This is a genomic window from Microbacterium sp. zg-Y1090, assembly GCF_030246945.1.
Taxonomy (GTDB): Bacteria; Actinomycetota; Actinomycetes; order Actinomycetales; family Microbacteriaceae; genus Microbacterium; species Microbacterium wangruii.
Genome location: NZ_CP126742.1, coordinates 2,503,013 through 2,519,435, shown reverse-complemented (window position 1 = coordinate 2,519,435; position 16,423 = coordinate 2,503,013). Strand labels below are relative to the sequence as shown.

Annotated in this window: 14 protein-coding genes and 1 riboswitch; of the genes, 6 read left to right on the top strand and 8 right to left on the bottom strand. The window is 71.0% G+C overall.

Annotation, left to right across the window (positions count from 1 at the left end; all coding sequences use genetic code 11):
* Positions 1-121: 121 nt before the first annotated feature.
* The 6 genes from QNO26_RS11920 to QNO26_RS11895 form a co-directional block, all read right to left on the bottom strand.
* Entirely contained in the window at positions 122-475 is a 354-nt protein-coding gene (locus QNO26_RS11920) for a Fe-S protein (protein WP_257526461.1), read from the bottom strand.
* Between the two features lie 48 nt (positions 476-523).
* Positions 524-1,000, bottom strand: coding sequence for a 6,7-dimethyl-8-ribityllumazine synthase (gene ribH, locus QNO26_RS11915; RefSeq protein WP_257526462.1), 477 nt, complete (start codon positions 998-1,000; stop codon positions 524-526).
* Positions 997-2,271 (bottom strand): 3,4-dihydroxy-2-butanone-4-phosphate synthase, encoded by a 1,275-nt coding sequence (gene ribB, locus QNO26_RS11910; protein ID WP_257526463.1) that lies wholly within the window; start codon positions 2,269-2,271, stop codon positions 997-999. The genes ribH and ribB overlap by 4 nt, the downstream gene beginning before the upstream one ends.
* On the bottom strand, positions 2,268-2,912 hold the full coding sequence (locus tag QNO26_RS11905) for a riboflavin synthase (RefSeq protein WP_257526464.1): 645 nt from the start codon (positions 2,910-2,912) through the stop codon (positions 2,268-2,270). The genes ribB and QNO26_RS11905 overlap by 4 nt, the downstream gene beginning before the upstream one ends.
* The gene (gene ribD / locus QNO26_RS11900; RefSeq protein WP_257526465.1) at positions 2,912-3,982 is read right to left on the bottom strand and encodes a bifunctional diaminohydroxyphosphoribosylaminopyrimidine deaminase/5-amino-6-(5-phosphoribosylamino)uracil reductase RibD; all 1,071 of its coding nucleotides are present in this window, start codon (positions 3,980-3,982) and stop codon (positions 2,912-2,914) included. Before ribD ends, QNO26_RS11905 begins: the two co-directional genes overlap by 1 nt.
* A 61-nt stretch (positions 3,983-4,043) precedes the next feature.
* Positions 4,044-4,186, bottom strand: a riboswitch (FMN riboswitch).
* A gap of 36 nt (positions 4,187-4,222) precedes the next feature.
* Positions 4,223-5,233, bottom strand: coding sequence for a LacI family DNA-binding transcriptional regulator (locus tag QNO26_RS11895; protein ID WP_257526466.1), 1,011 nt, complete (start codon positions 5,231-5,233; stop codon positions 4,223-4,225).
* Between the two features lie 125 nt (positions 5,234-5,358).
* Between QNO26_RS11895 and QNO26_RS11890 the strand changes: the two genes are divergently transcribed.
* The 6 genes from QNO26_RS11890 to glpK all read left to right on the top strand — a co-directional run bounded on the left by QNO26_RS11890 (position 5,359) and on the right by glpK (position 14,894).
* Positions 5,359-6,471 carry a carbohydrate ABC transporter permease gene (locus QNO26_RS11890; protein WP_257526467.1) on the top strand — a complete coding sequence of 371 codons (1,113 nt, stop codon included), beginning with the start codon at positions 5,359-5,361 and terminating at the stop codon, positions 6,469-6,471.
* Entirely contained in the window at positions 6,468-7,376 is a 909-nt protein-coding gene (locus QNO26_RS11885) for a carbohydrate ABC transporter permease (protein WP_257526468.1), read from the top strand. Before QNO26_RS11890 ends, QNO26_RS11885 begins: the two co-directional genes overlap by 4 nt.
* An 83-nt stretch (positions 7,377-7,459) precedes the next feature.
* Complete coding sequence (locus QNO26_RS11880) at positions 7,460-8,839, top strand: extracellular solute-binding protein (RefSeq protein ID WP_257526469.1); 1,380 nt, start codon at positions 7,460-7,462, stop codon at positions 8,837-8,839.
* 78 nt (positions 8,840-8,917) lie between these two features.
* Positions 8,918-11,608, top strand: a complete 2,691-nt coding sequence (locus tag QNO26_RS11875) for a sugar-binding domain-containing protein (RefSeq protein ID WP_257526470.1) — start codon at positions 8,918-8,920, stop codon at positions 11,606-11,608.
* A gap of 2 nt (positions 11,609-11,610) precedes the next feature.
* On the top strand, positions 11,611-13,353 hold the full coding sequence (locus QNO26_RS11870; protein WP_257533571.1) for a glycerol-3-phosphate dehydrogenase/oxidase: 1,743 nt from the start codon (positions 11,611-11,613) through the stop codon (positions 13,351-13,353).
* Positions 13,353-14,894 (top strand): glycerol kinase GlpK, encoded by a 1,542-nt coding sequence (gene glpK, locus QNO26_RS11865; protein ID WP_257533570.1) that lies wholly within the window; start codon positions 13,353-13,355, stop codon positions 14,892-14,894. Before QNO26_RS11870 ends, glpK begins: the two co-directional genes overlap by 1 nt.
* Positions 14,895-14,896: 2 nt before the next feature.
* Here the strand turns inward: glpK and QNO26_RS11860 are convergent, their stop codons facing one another.
* The gene (locus QNO26_RS11860; RefSeq protein ID WP_257526471.1) at positions 14,897-15,772 is read right to left on the bottom strand and encodes an Fpg/Nei family DNA glycosylase; all 876 of its coding nucleotides are present in this window, start codon (positions 15,770-15,772) and stop codon (positions 14,897-14,899) included.
* A 37-nt stretch (positions 15,773-15,809) separates the two neighbouring features.
* The gene (locus QNO26_RS11855) at positions 15,810-16,373 is read right to left on the bottom strand and encodes a GNAT family N-acetyltransferase (RefSeq protein ID WP_257526472.1); all 564 of its coding nucleotides are present in this window, start codon (positions 16,371-16,373) and stop codon (positions 15,810-15,812) included.
* Positions 16,374-16,423 lie beyond the last annotated feature (50 nt).

Here is a 16,423-nt window from a genome sequence, read left to right as displayed (position 1 = left end):
CCGGAGCAGGGTGGTGCGGCGGGCGTCTCAGCGCTGAATCACCGGGCGCGCCCGCGTTGTCGCGGCCGCACGGTTGTTCATCCTAAGCCCCTGTCGGAATCCTTCCGGGATCGGCGCGGGATCAGCGCCAGATGACGGCGATGCCCGCGTTGAGCAGCGTGAGAACGCCCACCGACCAGAACATCGCGGTCGGCACGCCGCCGGTCTTGCGCTGGCGGGCGCCGCCGATCCCCATCACCGCACCGATGATGAGCAGCACGACGAGCTTGACGGCGAGCTTGGTGTAGTTCAGCTCGTGGTCGATGCCCCAGGGCGCGGCGAGGATCAGTCCCGCGATGAACGCGAGGGTCATCCCGACGTTCATGATGCGGGTGAACCGGCGCCTTCCGCCGAAGGCCTCTACCGCCCAGGCGCCGAAGAGCAGCGCGAAACCGGTGATGTGGATGAGGAGGACGACGTGCCGCAGGATCTCCATGGCCGACAGTGTAGACCCCGCCCTCAGCGACGCCGAGGGAGGCGGGCGTCAGCCGCGCAGCCCACGCAGCACGAGCGCCGTGCGCAGGGCGGCGTCCGCCGCCTCCGCGCCCTTGTCCTCCTGGGACCCCTCCAGGCCCGCGCGGTCCAGGCCCTGCTGCTCGTCGTCGAGGGTGAGCACCCCGAAGCCGACCGGCTTGCCGGTGTCCAGCGCGACGCGGGTGAGCCCGTCGGTCGCGGCCGCCGAGACGTACTCGAAGTGCGGCGTGCCGCCGCGGATGATGACACCGAGCGCGACGACGGCGTCGGCCCCGGCATCCAGCGCCGTCTTCGCCGCCACCGGCAGCTCGAACGAGCCGGGCACGCGCACCAGCGACCACTGCGCGCCCGAGGCGTCGAGGGCGCGCCGGGCGCCGGCGATGAGGCCGTCGGTGATGACGTCGTGCCAGGTGCCGGCGATGACGACGACGCGCAGGCCGCTGCCGTCGACGGGGGTGTGCTGCTCGGGGGAACCGGTGCCGCTCATGCGCTGGCCTCCTTCGTGCGCGCGAGCGCGCCGTCGAGATCGTCGCTGGCGATGATGTGGCCCATACGCTCGGCCTTCGTCACCAGGTACTGGTGGTTGTTGGGGCCCACGCCCACGAGCAGGGGGACCTGCTCGACGACGTCGAGGCCGAGGGCGCGCAGCTGCGCCACCTTGTCGGTGTTGTTGGTCAGCAGACGCAGCTCGTCCACGCCGAGATCGGCGAGGATGCCGGCCGCGGCGGCGTAGTCGCGCGCATCGGCGGGAAGGCCGAGCGCGAGGTTGGCGTCGACGGTGTCCAGCCCGTTCTCCTGCAGGCTGTACGCGCGCAGCTTGTTGATCAGGCCGATGCCGCGACCCTCATGGCCCCGCATGTACACCACGACGCCCCCGGCGACCGAGATCGCGTCGAGCGCGGCATCCAGCTGCGGACCGCACTCGCACTTGAGCGACCCGAACGCCTCGCCGGTGAGGCACTCGGAATGCACGCGCACCAGCGGTGCGTCCCCGGTGAGATCGCCCGAGACGATGGCGAGGTGGTCCGTGCCGGTGACGCGGTCCTTGTAGGCCAGCACCCGGAAGGTGCCGTGGGCGGTGGGCAGCTTGGCCTCCGCGCGAAGGCTCACCCGCCGCCGCTGCGGCCCGGAGTCGCCGGGGCCCTGCGGCTCGTGCTCGTCGAGGTAGGCCACGAGCTGCTCGATCGTGATGACGTGCAGCCCGTCGCGCTCGCCGAGCTCCATCAGCGCGGGCAGGCGCATCATCGATCCGTCGTCGGCGACGAGTTCGCAGATCGCGGCCACGGGCTCGAGGCCCGCCAGGCGCATGAGGTCGACGGAGGCCTCGGTGTGGCCGCCGCGCTCACGCACGCCGCCCTCCACCGCGCGCAGCGGCAGGATGTGGCCGGGACGGATCACGCTCGACGGAGTGGACCGGGGGTCGGCCAGCACATTGAGGGTGTGCGAGCGGTCGGCGGCGCTGATGCCCGTGGTGACGTTCTCAGCGGCGTCGACACTCACCGTGTACGCGGTGCCGCGGGCGTCTTCGTTGACCTCGACCATGGGCGGCAGATCGAGCCGGTCGGCCCATTCGGCGGGCATGGGGGCGCAGATGAAGCCGCTGGAGTGGCGGACCGTCCAGGCGATCCACTCGGGGGTGGCGAGCTGTGCCGAGATGACGACGTCGCCTTCGTTCTCGCGGTTCTCATCGTCGGCGACGATGACCGGGCGCCCGGCGCGCAGCGCCTCGAGGGCCTCGGGGATGGTGGAAAGGCTCATCGCGAGCCTCCTTCGTTCGGGACCGCCGGGGCGGTCGGGGGGAATGCGAGCAGGCGCTGCACGTGGCGCGCCAGAATGTCGGTCTCGAGGTTCACGCGGTCGCCGGGGGAGAGGGCGCCGAGCGTCGTGGCGGTGAGCGTCTCGGGGATGAGCGACACCTCGAACCACGCCTCCGCGGCGTCGGCGGGGCTCACGGCGCTGACGGTCAGCGACACGCCGTCGACGGCGATGGAGCCCTTGTCCACGACGAGGGGCGCGTGAGCGGGGTCGAGGGAGATCCGCAGCACCCGCCACTGGTCGCCGGGGCGCACCTCGAGCACCTCGCCGGTGCCGTCGATGTGACCCTGCACGATGTGGCCTCCCAGACGGCCGTGAGCGGCCATCGCCCGCTCGACGTTCACGCGCGTGCCGGTGCCGAGCCCGCCGAGGGTCGACATGTCGAGCGTCTGCTTCATGACGTCGGCGGTGAACACATCGCTCGCGCGGTCGACGACCGTCAGGCACACACCGCTGATCGAGATGGAGTCGCCGTGCCCGGCATCCGACACCGCCAGCGGGGCGCGCACGGTCAGTCGCACGCCGTCGCCGGACGGCTCGATGGCGGTGATCTCGCCCTGCTCCTCCACGATCCCGGTGAACATCAGGCGGTTCCTTCCTGTCGTGCGTCCCGCTCATGGCGGGCTGTCGCGACGATCAGCAGATCGTCGCCGAGTCGTTCGACGGATGCCACGCGCAGGCGCAGCTGCTCGTCGATGGTCGTCACCCCGACATCGCCCACGGCCGACACGGGGCCGCCGAGCAGGGTGGGGGCGAGGTAGACGAGGATCTCGTCTGCGAGGCCCGCGCGCAGGAAGGCGCCGGCCACGGTCGGGCCGCCTTCGACGAAGACGCGGTGCACGCCGCGCTCGCGCAGATCGTGCAGCAGGGATCCGGCGACGTCGCCGTGCTCGTCGAACAAGGTGCCGCCGCCGTGCTGCAGCAGCGGGCGGGGGTGGCGGGTGACGGCGGCGGATGCCGGCACGTCGCGGCGCCCGAGCACGACCGGCATCGGCTGCGCGTCGTACAGGGTGCCGTCGTCGCGCCGGGCGGTGAGGGCGGGGTCGTCGGCCAGCAGCGTGCCGGTGCCGACCACGATGGCATCCGCTTCCGACCGGCGACGGTGCACATCGGCACGGGCGGCGGGACCGGTGATCCACTGGCTCGTGCCGTCCGCGGCAGCGGCGCGGCCGTCGAGTGACTGCGCCCACTTCACCGTCACGTGGGGGCGGCCGAGCCGCTGCACGGTCAGCCACGAGTCCAGCAGGGCGCGTCCCTCGTCGGCGAGCACGCCGGGAACGACCTCCACCCCGGCGGCCCGCAGTCGCTCGGCCCCTCCCGAGGAGCGCTCGCCGGGGTCGTCGACGGCGTACACGACCCGGGCGATGCCGGCCTCGATGAGCGCCTCGCTGCACGGGCCGGTGCGACCGGTGTGGTTGCAGGGCTCGAGGGTGACCACCGCGGTGGCGCCGCGGGCGGCTCCCGGCGCGAGCGCGCGCAGGGCCTCCACCTCGGCGTGCGCGGTACCCGCGCCGTGGTGCCAGCCTTCGGAGAGAACGTCGCCGCCGGGGGAGAGCAGGACGGCGCCCACCTGCGGGTTCACCCCGCGGGGACCGCGCGCGGCCAGCGACAGCGCGCGGGCCATGGCCTCGCGTTCGCGATGTGTCGCGGTCATCCCTCGTCCTCCGGTCGGGTCTCCGGGGGCGGGTGGCCACAGACGACGCGCACCGCGTCGCCCCGTGCTGCCTCCCATCCGGACTGACGACTTGCGTCGCATCACCGTCGGTCCCGGATTTCCACCGGGTCAACCTCTGCCTCTCGGCGCGGGTTCGCGGACTGTCACCGCCGGTTCGGATTCTCACCGACCCCGGAGCACGTATTGCTCTCGAGTCTACTCAACGCGCTCTGGGGTCTTTCATTCCCCGACGGCCGAGCTCTCCCTCGTGACGAGACGGTAGGCGATCTCGACGCTGCGCGGCGGAGCCTCCGGCTCGTCCACGAGGGAGAGCACCTGCTCCACCGCGGTGTCGGCGATCGCCTTCTTGTCCGGCGCGACGGTCGTGAGGGAGGGGACGGAGAACTCCGCCTCCTGCACGTCGTCGATCGAGGCGATGGCGACGTCCTCGGGCACGCGCACGCCCGCATCGGCGAACGCGCGGACGGCGCCGAAGGCGAGCATGTCGGTGAAGCACACGAGTGCGTCGAAGCGCAGGCCGTGGGCGAGCGCACCGGTGACCCCGTCGTAGCCGGCTCGGCGCCCGAAGCGGTCGGTGTACAGGACCAGGTCGGGATCGAATGCGATGCCGGAGGACTCGAGTGCGTCGCGGTACCCCTGCAGACGGAGTCTGGCGCTGCGGTAGAGGTCGGAGTGGTAGGCGCCGAGCACGGCGATGCGCCGCCGACGCTGCTCGAGCAGGTGCCGGGTGATGTCGGTCGTCGCCTGCACGTTGTCGATGGCGATGCCGGTGTGGCGGGGGCTGGAGATCTGCTCCCCGATCAGCACGGTGGGAACGCTCGGGGTCGCGGCGTGGAACTCCTCGTCGGTGAGGGTGAAGGGGCTGAAGATGAGGCCGTCGACGAGATGCGAGGTGAACTCGCGCAGCATGCGCAGCTCGTTGTCCTTGCGCCCCGCCGTCTGTGTGGCGATCACGGTGTAGCCGCGCGCGTGGGCGGCGGACTCGACCAGCTCCGACAGCTCTGCGAAGTAGGGCTGCGACAGTTCCGGCACCGCGAATCCGAGGATGCGCGTGCGCCCCTCCCGCAGCCGGCGGGCGGAGATGTTGGGCTTGTAGTTGAGCTCCTCGATCGCACGCAGCACCCGCTCCCGCGTGCTGTCGCGCACGTACTCGTACTCGTTGACGACGTTGGACACCGTGCGGGGCGATACCCCCGCGAGCTGTGCGACGTCGCGCATGCTCGTGGCCATCCCGCCCCCCTCGTCGGTGTCTGCGTGTGCGTCCAGGGCGCCGCGAAGCGGTGCCGAGTTGACAACGAGTATGTCGCGTGGGCAGACTGATCGCGCAATTTGCAACGTGGCAAGAAATGAGCATCATGGCGACGATCCAGGCCGAGCGAGCGGTGGCGACCGCGCGTGCGTCCCGCGGCGGCAAGAGCGGCCTGAGGTACGGGATCGCGTTCATCGGGCCCTTCGTGGCCCTCTATGTGGTGTTCGTGCTCATCCCCGTCGTGCAGGCGGTCGTGATGAGCGTCCACGACTGGGACCTGCTCGGCCACACACGCGAGTTCATCGGCGTGGACAACTACGTCCGGATGCTGTGGGGCGTGGACATCACGTGGAGCATGGGCCATCTGTTCTGGTGGCGCCTGGCGGTTCTCGCGCTCGCCGCCGTGGTCGTGGTCAGCGCCGTGCGGCGGCGCCGCCTGACGGTGTGGAACGCCGCCGGAGCCATCGGCCTCGTCGCCATCGCCTTCGCGCTCGGGTTCCACCCGGGTGAGACCGGCTTCTGGTACGACCCGCGGTTCTGGACGGCGCTGCAGAACACGCTGCTGTTCACCGCTGTCTCCACGCCCCTCATCGCCGGTCTCGGCCTGGTGATGGCGCTCGCCCTGCAGGGCGGACGCCGTGGCGCCCGGTGGTATCAGATGGCGTTCTTCCTGCCCTACATCCTTCCCGTCTCCGTCGTCACGCTGATCTGGACCTATTTCCTCTCGCCGAATCAGGGCCTGCTGGCGGCCCTGCTGGAGCCGCTGGGCATCGCCCCGATCCCCTGGCTGTCGAGCACCGACACCGCCATGATCGCGATCATCGCCACGACGGTGTGGTGGACGGTGGGCTTCAACCTCGTGCTGTTCGCCGCGGGCCTGCAGGACGTCGACGCGTCGCTCTACGAAGCGGCGTCCCTCGACGGCGCGGGCCCGTGGGGCAAGTTCATCCACGTCACCCTTCCCGGCATCCGGCACGTGCTCCTGCTGGTCATGGTGATGCAGGTGATCGCATCGTTCCAGGTGTTCGGGCAGGTCAACATCATGACCGGGGGCGGTCCCGGCAGCGCCACCGACGTGGTGATCCGGCACATCTACCAGACCGGCTTCCGGGACTTCGAGCTGGGGTACGCCTCGGCGATGTCCCTCGTGCTGTTCGCCATCATGCTCGTGGTGTCGGTCATTCAGATGAAGTACCTCGGCAAGGACGAAAGCAAATGACGACCGCCGCAGTGACCTCGACACCGTCCGCCGCCTCCTCGCCGGCGCCGCAGGTGCGCCCGCCTGCCCGTTCCGCCCTCCGCCGCGCCTCGGCCGCTTCCTGGTACCACGTCGCGATGATCGTCGCCGCGGTCGTCTGGCTGCTTCCGATGCTGTGGATGACCTCGCTGGCGCTGAGCGACAACGCCGCCCTGACCCGGGAGACCCAGTTCCTCATCCCCCGGGACATCACCCTCGACAACCTCCTGGGTGTCTTCTCGGTGGGGCTCACCTCGCGCTGGTTCCTCAACAGCGCCGTGGTCAGCATCGTCACCACGGTGCTCACGGTGCTGCTGTGCGCCATGGCGGGCTACGCCTTCGCGCGGATCGACTTCCGGGGCAAAGCGGTGGTCTACGCCAGCGTGCTGGCGGGGCTGATGATCCCGAAGGAGGCGATGTTCGTCCCGCTGTTCACGATGGTCGCGGACGTGCAGATGCACAACACCTATGCGGCTCTGATCCTGCCGCGCATCGCCGCGCCTCTCGGCGTGTTCCTGATGACGCAGTTCTTCTCGAAGGTGCCGCACGAGGTCGAGGAGGCGGCGCGGATCGATGGTGCGGGTCCCTGGCGGACCTTCTTCTTCATCATGCTGCCGCTGGCCAGGCCCGCCATGATCGCGCTGGCCATCTTCACCTTCGTGCAGACCTGGAACGACTACCTGTGGCCTCTCGTCTCGGCCACCCGTTCGGAGATGTTCACGATCACCACCGGCCTGGCGTCGCTGCAGGGCAACTTCGCGCAGGCGACGGAGCTGGGAAGCCTCATGGCGCGCGGCCTCGTCGGATCGCTGCCGCTGCTCATCATCTTCCTGCTGTTCCAGCGCCACCTGATCCGAGGCATCTCGATGACCTCGGGCGGCAAATGACCTGTCCGTCGAATGCCGGGCACCCGACCCGGTCGTTCGCGGCTGACCAGGACGAGACGTCCACCAGAGAGAGGAAAACACACATGCGGAAAACCAGATTCGCCGGCGCAGCGGCGTCGCTGACGGCAGCGGCGATGCTGCTGACGGCGTGCGGCACGGGCACCGGCACCGGGAGCGAGGCCGGAAGCGGTGCCGACGACCTCGTCGACCGCATCGCGGCGGTCACCGACGACCAGCTCGACGGCGTCACGATCACGATGTCGCGCATGTTCGGCGACTGCGAGGAGACCACGCAGGGCGTGACCGATCCGTCGCTCGCGGCCAGCGAGTGCGAGGCGATCCAGATCCTCACCAACCAGTTCAACGCGGAGAACGAGTACGGCATCACCGTCGAGCGGCTCGGCGGCGCCGACTGGCACTCCTACTACGACGCCTTCAACGCCTCGGTGGCCGGCGGCGACCCCGCCGACATTGCCAACCTGCACGACTACTCCATGTCGGACTACGCCCAGCGCGACCAGCTGCTGGCCTTCGATCCCGAGGCAGTGGGCATCGACCTGTCTGACAGCACCGCCCAGGCCCAGTCGTCGGTGGTCTACGACGACAAGACCTATGCGGTGCCCTTCGACTCGCACGCCATCCTCGCCCACATCAACACCGACATCCTCGGCGCCGCGGGATACATGGGCGAGGACGGGCGACCGATCATGCCCACGTCCGCCGACGAGCTGCTGGAGATGGCGGCCGCGGTCAAGGAGAAGACGGGCACCTACCTGTTCTCGCTCGGCGTCGCGAACGACGACATGGCGTGGCGCATGTTCTACTCCCTCGTGCGCCAGCAGGGGTCGGACGTCGTCTCGGCCGACGGTGAGGCGCAGATCGACACCCCCGAGGCCGCGGCGGCCCTGGAGCTGATGAACGAGCTCATCGAGGGTGGCTACATCCACACCGACGCCGACTACGCCGGCTCCATCGACGAATGGAAGAGCGGCAAGTCCGCCATCCTGGTCAACGGCACCTGGGTGGTCAACGAATACGCCGCCACGGCGCCGTTCGGCTACGCCGTCACCGACTTCCCCGCTCTCATGGGCGAGCCGGCCGTGTGGGCTTCGTCGCACATGTGGGTCCTGCCGCGTCAGCGTGACGACGACCCGGTCGCCTACCGCGCCGCTCTCGAGTTCGCATCGTTCCTCTACGACAACACCGATGTCTGGGCCGTCGCGACCGGACACATCGCACCGCGGGTGTCCGTGGTCGAGTCCGACGCGTATCAGGCGGCGCCGAACCGCGAGTTCTACACGTCGACGGCGCTGAACGACATCCGCTTCGTGCCGCAGATCGACAACTGGACCGCCGTGAAGGATCTCATCCACACGCAGCTGGAAGAGGTCTGGTTCAACGGGAAGGACGTCGCCGCCGCGCTGGCCGAAGCGCAGAGCCGCGTCGAGCAGCAGCTGGACTGACGGGTACCCGAGCCCGTCCCCCCGACGCGGGGTCCGCCCTCGGCGGGCCCCGCGTCCCTCTCCCCGGAAGGAAACCCCATGCCATCCCATCCCCGTCGCCGGCTCCGTCTCGACGGCACGTGGACCCTGCACCTCCCCGACGGCGCAACGGCCGACGTCACCGTGCCGGGCGCCTGGACGGCGCAGATCCCCGGTGCGGGCGACGCGCACGACACGGTGCGATACGAACGCCGCTTCGACGGTGAAGCCGCCGACGCGGAGCGGCGGTGGGTGCTGCGGTTCGACGCGGTCAACCACCACGCACGCGTCGTGCTCAACGGCATCCTGCTCGGAGAGCACGAAGGAGCGTGGATGCCCTTCGAGTTCGATGCGACGGCAGCGATGCGAGCGGGTGAGAACATCCTCGAGGTGACGGTCTCCTACCCGCCGCGCGTGGGGGACGACGGCGAGCCCGGTTTCCTCGAGCGCCCCCTGGGGAAGCAGTCGTGGTACGGCACGACGGCGGGCATCTGGCAGTCGGTGCGCCTCGAAGAGCGACACGACGCGCACGTGCGGCGGGTGAGCGTGCGCGCCGATGCGGCTGCGGCGACCCTCGACGTCTCCGCCGAGGTCACCCCGGCCGTGGCGGCAGGGCGCGAGGTGCACGTCGTGGTCTCGCGCGGCGGCGACGTGCAGGCCGAGGCGCGCCTGCATGCGGCGGGCGATCGCCACCGGGCGACGGTGCATGTGGACGGGGCAGAGCGGTGGGATCTCGACTCCCCGGTGCTCTACGACGTCCGCGTGGAGGTGCGCGAGGGCGACGCCGTCGTGGATGCCGTGGAGCGCTCGACCGGCTTCCGCGAGTTCACCGCAGCGGACGGCCGATTCCACCTCAACGGCCGGGAGATCTATCTGCGCGCGGTGCTCGATCAGGACTACCACCCTGGTTCCCAGCCCATGGCGGACGACTTCGCCCAGTGGGAGGAGCTCCTGCGGCAGACCCGTGCGCTGGGCTTCAACATGCTGCGCGTGCACATCAAACGTCCCGACCCGCGGTACTACGACATCGCCGACCGCCTCGGCATGCTGGTGTGGACGGAGCTGCCCAGCTGGATGACCTGGACGCGCAGGGGCGCCCAGGAGGCGCGGGCGCTGCTGCACGACATCGTCGCAGAGGACGTCCACCACCCGTCGATCGTCATGTGGACGATCATGAACGAGTCATGGGGCGTCGATCTGTCGCAGGACGAGCAGCGCTCGTGGCTCCGCGGAATGTATGAGGAATTCCGCGCCGAGCTGCCGGGCCACGTCATCGTGGACAACTCCGCCTGCGCCCCCAATTTCCATCTGCGCACCCAGGTCGACGACTACCACCTGTACCGGGGCATCCCGGAATCCCGCCGCGAGTGGGATTCCAAGATCGCCGAGTTCGCCGGGCGGCCCGCATGGACCTTCTCGCCCTACGGCGATGCCGTCCGCACGGGAGAAGAACCCCTCATGCTGTCGGAGTTCGGCAACTGGGGCCTGCCGGATGTGCGCGAGCAGTACATCGACGGCGAGGAGCCGTGGTGGTTCGCCCTCGGGGCCGGCTGGGCCTTCGGAGCCGCCGACGCCACCGGGCTGCGCGATCGGTTCGTCTCGCTGGGCCTGGACGGCGTCTTCGGCTCGTGGGAGGAGCTCCTCTCCCAGCTTCAGCGCGCCCAGTCGGTGGCCAACCGCTATCAGACCACCAGCATCCGGCTGCACCCCGAGATCCGTGGCTACGTGCTCACGCAGCTCAGCGACGTGCAGTGGGAGGCCAACGGACTGTTCGACATGAACCGCCGGCCGAAGCAGTTCACCTCCGAGTTCGGCATGGTCAACGGCGAACACGCCGTCGCGCTGCGCCCCGCCGCCTACAGCGTCTTCGCCGGGGACATCCTTCCCGTCACGGTGACCGCGCTCCCCGGCCCGCGGGGGGCCGGCCCCGGCGCGCGGCTGCGCCTGCTCGGCGACGAGGCGGGCCCGCGGGACCTCGGCGTCGTCGGCGATTCCCCTCGTGCCGCCGATGTCACCGTCGCGCTGCCGAAGACGCCCGGTCAGTACGAGATCGCGGTCGAGCTGGTCATCGACGGCGCCGTCGTCGCGCGCGACACCGCCGAGGTGATCGTCGTCGCGCACGAAGCGGTCTCGGGCCTGCGCTGTGTCGCGGGTGACGACGAGACGGCCATCTGGCTGAGCGGACTGGGCGTGGATCTCGTGACCGTCGAGGAGCCGGGAGCGCTGCTGGTCACCCGTCGGTTCACCGAGTCGGCTCGACACCATGCCGCCGCGGGCGGGCGCGTCCTGCTGCTGGCGGAGGACGACGGCGCGCTCGGCGACGCATTCGACTACCTCCCGTCCGCGCGGCTGGTCGGGCGGGCCGGTGACGGCGACTGGGTGCCTCGCACCGAGTGGCTCGACCGGAGGGGCCCCTTCCGGTCGGTGCCGGGCGAGGCGGTGCTGGGCATCGCGTTCGAAGACCTCCTGGGCGAGCGCGTCATCAGCGGGATTCCCGGACCTCTGCGCCCGGCCGTGGTCCACTCGGGGATCTTCTCCGGCTGGCTGCGTGGTGCTGCGGCCAGCACCGTGACGATCCGCTGGAGCGAGGGCGCGGTCACGATCACCACCCTGCGGGTGCGGGAGTCGGCCTCGGTGCCGGTCGCCCGTGCCGTCGCACAGGCACTGCTCAGCGCGGCGGCCCACGCATACGCGTCCCGGGCCCCGGAAGCATGCGAGGGTGGACAGAGCGCCTACGAGGAAGAGACGTGATCATGCACAACGACGACGCACACACCGGATTCGCCGCCCTCGCCGCCCGCCCGCATGCAGACGTGCTGATCATCGGCGGCGGGATCAACGGGCTCGCGACCTTCCGCGACCTCGCCATGCAGGGGGTGGACGTGGCGCTGGTGGAACGCGCCGACTATGTCAGCGGCGCGTCGGCCGCCTCATCCCACATGATCCACGGCGGCGTGCGCTACCTCGAGAACGGGGAGTTCCGCCTGGTGCACGAGGCGGTCACCGAGCGCAACTCGCTGCTCAAGATCGCGCCCCACTACGTGCGCCCGCTGCAGACGACGATCCCGATCTTCTCGACCTTCTCCGGACTGCTGTCCGCCCCGCTGCGATTCCTGCGGCACGGCAGCGGCCGGGCGCGCGAGCGCGGCGCGGCCCTGATCAAGATCGGCCTGGTCATCTACGACTCCTTCTCCCGTGGCGGCGGCCAGGTGCCCCGGCACACCTTCCACGGGCGGAAGCGCTCGCTGCAGCAGCTGCCCGACCTGAACCCCGCGGTGAAGTACACCGCCACCTACTGGGATGCCTCGGTGCACGACCCCGAGCGGCTCGCCATCGACGTGCTGCGCGACGGCCTGCGCGCGGGCGGCGATCGCGCCCGCGCCGCCGCCTACACCGCCGCCGTCGGCACGGCAGACGACGCGGTCGTGCTCCGCGACGCGATGAGCGGCGAGGAGATCCGCTTCACCGCGGCGGTGGTCGTCAACGCCAGCGGCCCGTGGGTCGACCTCACCAACGCCGCGCTCGGCGACCGCGTCGAGCGCATGGGCGGCACCAAGGGCTCGCACATCGTCGTGGACAACCCCGAGCTTCTCGCCGCCACCGGCGGCCGTGAGCTGTTCTTCGAGAACGAGGACGGACGGATCGTGCTGATCTATCCGCTGCGCGGCCGTGTGCTCGTGGGCACGACGGACATCGAGCACGACATGCGCGAACCCGCCGTGTGCACCGAGGCGGAGGTCGACTACTTCATCGACCTCGTCGCCCAGGTGCTTCCCGGCATCCCGGTGGAGCGCGACCAGATCGTCTACCGGTTCTCGGGGGTGCGCCCGCTGCCGCGGCACGACGACGTCGCCCCCGGCTTCGTCTCGCGGGACTACCGCATCGACCGCACACGCGTCGCCGGGCTGTCCGCGATCGTGCTGAGCCTGGTCGGCGGCAAGTGGACGACCTTCCGCGCATCGGCCGAGCGGCTGACCGACACGGTCCTGAGCGAGCTGGCCGTGCCGCGGCGCCGGTCCACGAAGGGCGTCGCGATCGGCGGAGGGCGCGGCTTCCCCGGCACCCAGCGCGCCCGCGCGCAGTGGGTCAAGGCGCACTCCGGCACGGTGCCCGCCGAGCGGGTGGACCAGCTGCTGGGGCGCTACGGCACGATCGCGGCCGATTACATCGCCGCGGTCGCCGCCGACGAGACCGACCGCCCCCTGCAGGGCGCCCCCCACCACAGCACCGGCGAACTGCGGCACCTCGCCGCCACCGAGGATGTGCATCACCTCGATGACGTGCTGCTGCGCCGCACCGGCCTGGCATTCACGGGCGCGGTGACCCCCGCCCTCGCGCTGGAGGTCGCCGAGGCCATCGCCCCGGTGCTGGGGTGGGACGACGAACGCGTCCACCACGAGGCGGCGAGGGCGCTGCGGGCCGTGCGCGCCGCCGAACCCGAGCCCGCCGCCGAGCCGTCGGGTCAGGAGCTGGCCGCGACGACCCTGGAGGCATGATGGCCGATCACGTCATCGCGATCGATCAGGGCACCACGTCGACGCGCGCGATCGTCTTCGACTCCGCCGGCTCGATCGTCGCCACGGCGCAGCGGGAGCACGAGCAGATCTTCCCTCGGGCCGGCTGGGTGGAGCACGACCCGGTCGAGATCTGGACCAACACCGAGTGGGTGCTCTCCTCGGCTGTCGCCCGCGCCGGGCTGGCGGCGAGCGAGGTCGCCGCGATCGGCATCACCAACCAGCGCGAGACCACCATGCTCTGGGACCGCCGCACCGGCCGGCCGATCGCGAACGCGATCGTCTGGCAGGACACCCGCACCCAGCGGCGCATCGACGAGCTCGCGGCGCAGTCGGATGCCGGCGGCCTGCGGTTCGCCGAGCAGACCGGCTTGCCGCTGGCGACCTACTTCTCCGCGTCGAAGATCGCGTGGATCCTCGATGCCGTCCCGGGGGCTCGCGCCGCCGCCGAGGCCGGCGAGGTGCTCTTCGGCACCCCCGACACCTGGGTGATCTGGAACCTCACCGGCGGCAGCCGTGGCGGCATCCACGTCACCGACGTCACCAACGCCAGCCGCACGCTGCTGATGGACCTGCGCACGCTCGACTGGTCCGACGAGCTGCTCGCCGTCTGGGACATCCCGCGCGCGATGCTGCCCGAGATCCGCTCGTCGTCGCAGGTGGTGGGCGAGGTCGCCGTGCCCGGCGTGGCACGCGGGGTCCCCATCGCCGGCATCCTCGGAGACCAGCAGGCCGCGACCTTCGGCCAGGCGGCGTTCGGCGCGGGGGAGTCGAAGAACACCTACGGCACCGGCAACTTCCTGCTCGTCAACACCGGTGACGAGCTCGTGCGCTCGCAGCACGGACTCATCACGACGGTCGCGTATCGCCGGGGTGACGAGCCGGCCCACTACGCGCTCGAAGGGTCGATCGCGGTCACCGGATCGCTCGTGCAGTGGCTGCGCGACAACCTCGGGATCATCGCGCGCTCGCAAGACGTCGAAACGCTCGCCGCCACCGTCGACAACGCCGGCGGCGCCTACTTCGTGCCGGCGTTCTCGGGGCTGTTCGCGCCGTACTGGCGCCCCGACGCCCGCGGCGCTCTGGTGGGGATGACCCGCTACGTCACCCGTGCGCACATCGCCCGCGCGGCGCTGGAATCCACCGCCTTCCAGACCCGCGACATCGTCGAGGCGGTCGTCGCCGACACCGGTGCGCCGCTGACGGAGCTGCGGGTGGACGGGGGCATGACCCGCAACGACCTGCTCATGCAGTTCCAGGCCGACATCCTCGGCATCCCCGTGGTGCGGCCCCGCATCGTCGAGACCACCGCGCTCGGCGCCGCGTACGCGGCCGGGCTGGCGACCGGCGTGTGGGCCGATGAGGACGAGCTGCGTCAGCAGTGGCGCGAAGACGCGCGCTTCGAGCCGCGCATGGACCGGGACGAGAGCGAACGCCGCTACCGGCTGTGGCGCAAGGCGGTGACGAAGTCGTTCGACTGGGTCGACGAGGACGCCCGCATCCTCATGGGCACCGACCAGTAGCGCTACTTCAGCAGGCGTGACAGGCGGCGGTCGGCGAGCACCTTGCCGCCGGTCTGGCAGGTGGCGCAGTACTCCAGGGAGTTGTCGGCGAAGAAGACCGACCGCACCTCGTCTCCGCACACGGGGCACGCCTCGCCCCGCCGCCCATGCACCCGCATGCCGCGGCGCTTGGCATCCTTCAGGTCCGCCGGGGGCTTGCCCGATGCCGCGGCGAGTGCTTCGGCGAGGGTGTCGCGCAGTGCCGCGAACAGCCGGTCGACCTCACCGTCATCGAGGCCGGCCGCGAGGGCGTACGGCGACATGCGTGCGGCGTGGAGGATCTCGTCCGAGTAGGCGTTGCCGATGCCGGCGATGATCGACTGGTCGCGCAGCACCCCCTTGATCTGGGTGCGGCGGCCCGCGAGCAGGCCGGCCAACGCGTCGCGGTCGAATCCCGGCGCGAGCGGGTCGGGGCCGAGACGGGCGATGCCGGGCACCTCGGCGGGGTCGCGCACGACGTACACGGCGAGCGACTTCTTGGTGCCGGCCTCGGTGAGGTCGAAGCCCGAGCCGTCGTCGAAGCCGATGCGCAGCGCGATCGGGGTGCGGCCCGGCTTGATCACCGTGGCGGGCAGGGCGTCGTACCACCGCAGCCACCCGGCTTTGGCCAGGTGGAACACGAGGTGCAGCGCTTCGCCGGCATCGGTGCGGGCGGCGAGGTCGATGAACTTCCCGTGCCGTGCCGCCGTCTCGATCCCCGCGCCGACGAGCGCGTCGACCGGAGGGTCATAGGTCTTCAGCGCGGCGATGCTCGCCACGCGTGCGGTCGTCACGCGCAGGCCGCGTGTGCGCTCGCCGAGGAAGTCGACCAGTCCCTGCACCTCCGGCATCTCGGGCATACCGGCATCCTGGCACGAACCGCCGGCACCGCGGCGGTCAGACCGCCAGGATCGGCCAGTCCACGGGGGTGCGGTCGTCGGTGGGGAGGAGACCGGCGACCCAGCCGTCGTGGCGCCCGCGCGGGTCGACGAGCTTCTGGCGCATCAGGCCCTCGTAGCGGAACCCGAGCGAGCGCGCGGTGCGCGCGGAGGGGATGTTGCCGACGATCGCCTGCCACTCCACCCGCTGCAGGCGCAGCGCCTCACCGAAGGAGAAGTCGATCACCGCGCGGGCCGCCTCGCCGAGGTAGCCCTGGCCGCGTGCGCCGGCGGCCATCCAGAAGCCGATCTCGGCGTCGCCGCCGGGGCGCAGGTGCTGCAGGCCGATCATGCCGATCCACTGCCCGTCGTGGCGGATCGCCCACGTGAGCTCGGTCTCGTCCTCCCACCACTGGGCGGCCAGAGCGATGAAGTCATCGGCGTGCGTGCGGGTGTAGGGGGAGGGGAGGGTGGTCCACCGCGGCACCTCGGGGTCCTGCGCGGCCTCCGTCACGGCGTCGGCATCGGCCGGGGTCGGGAGCGACAGCTCGAGGCGGGACGTGCGGAGACTGACGGGTTGCATCATTCGAGCCTAACTCCGTCGCGGCCGTCCGCCTTCCGCCGCCGCCCTGC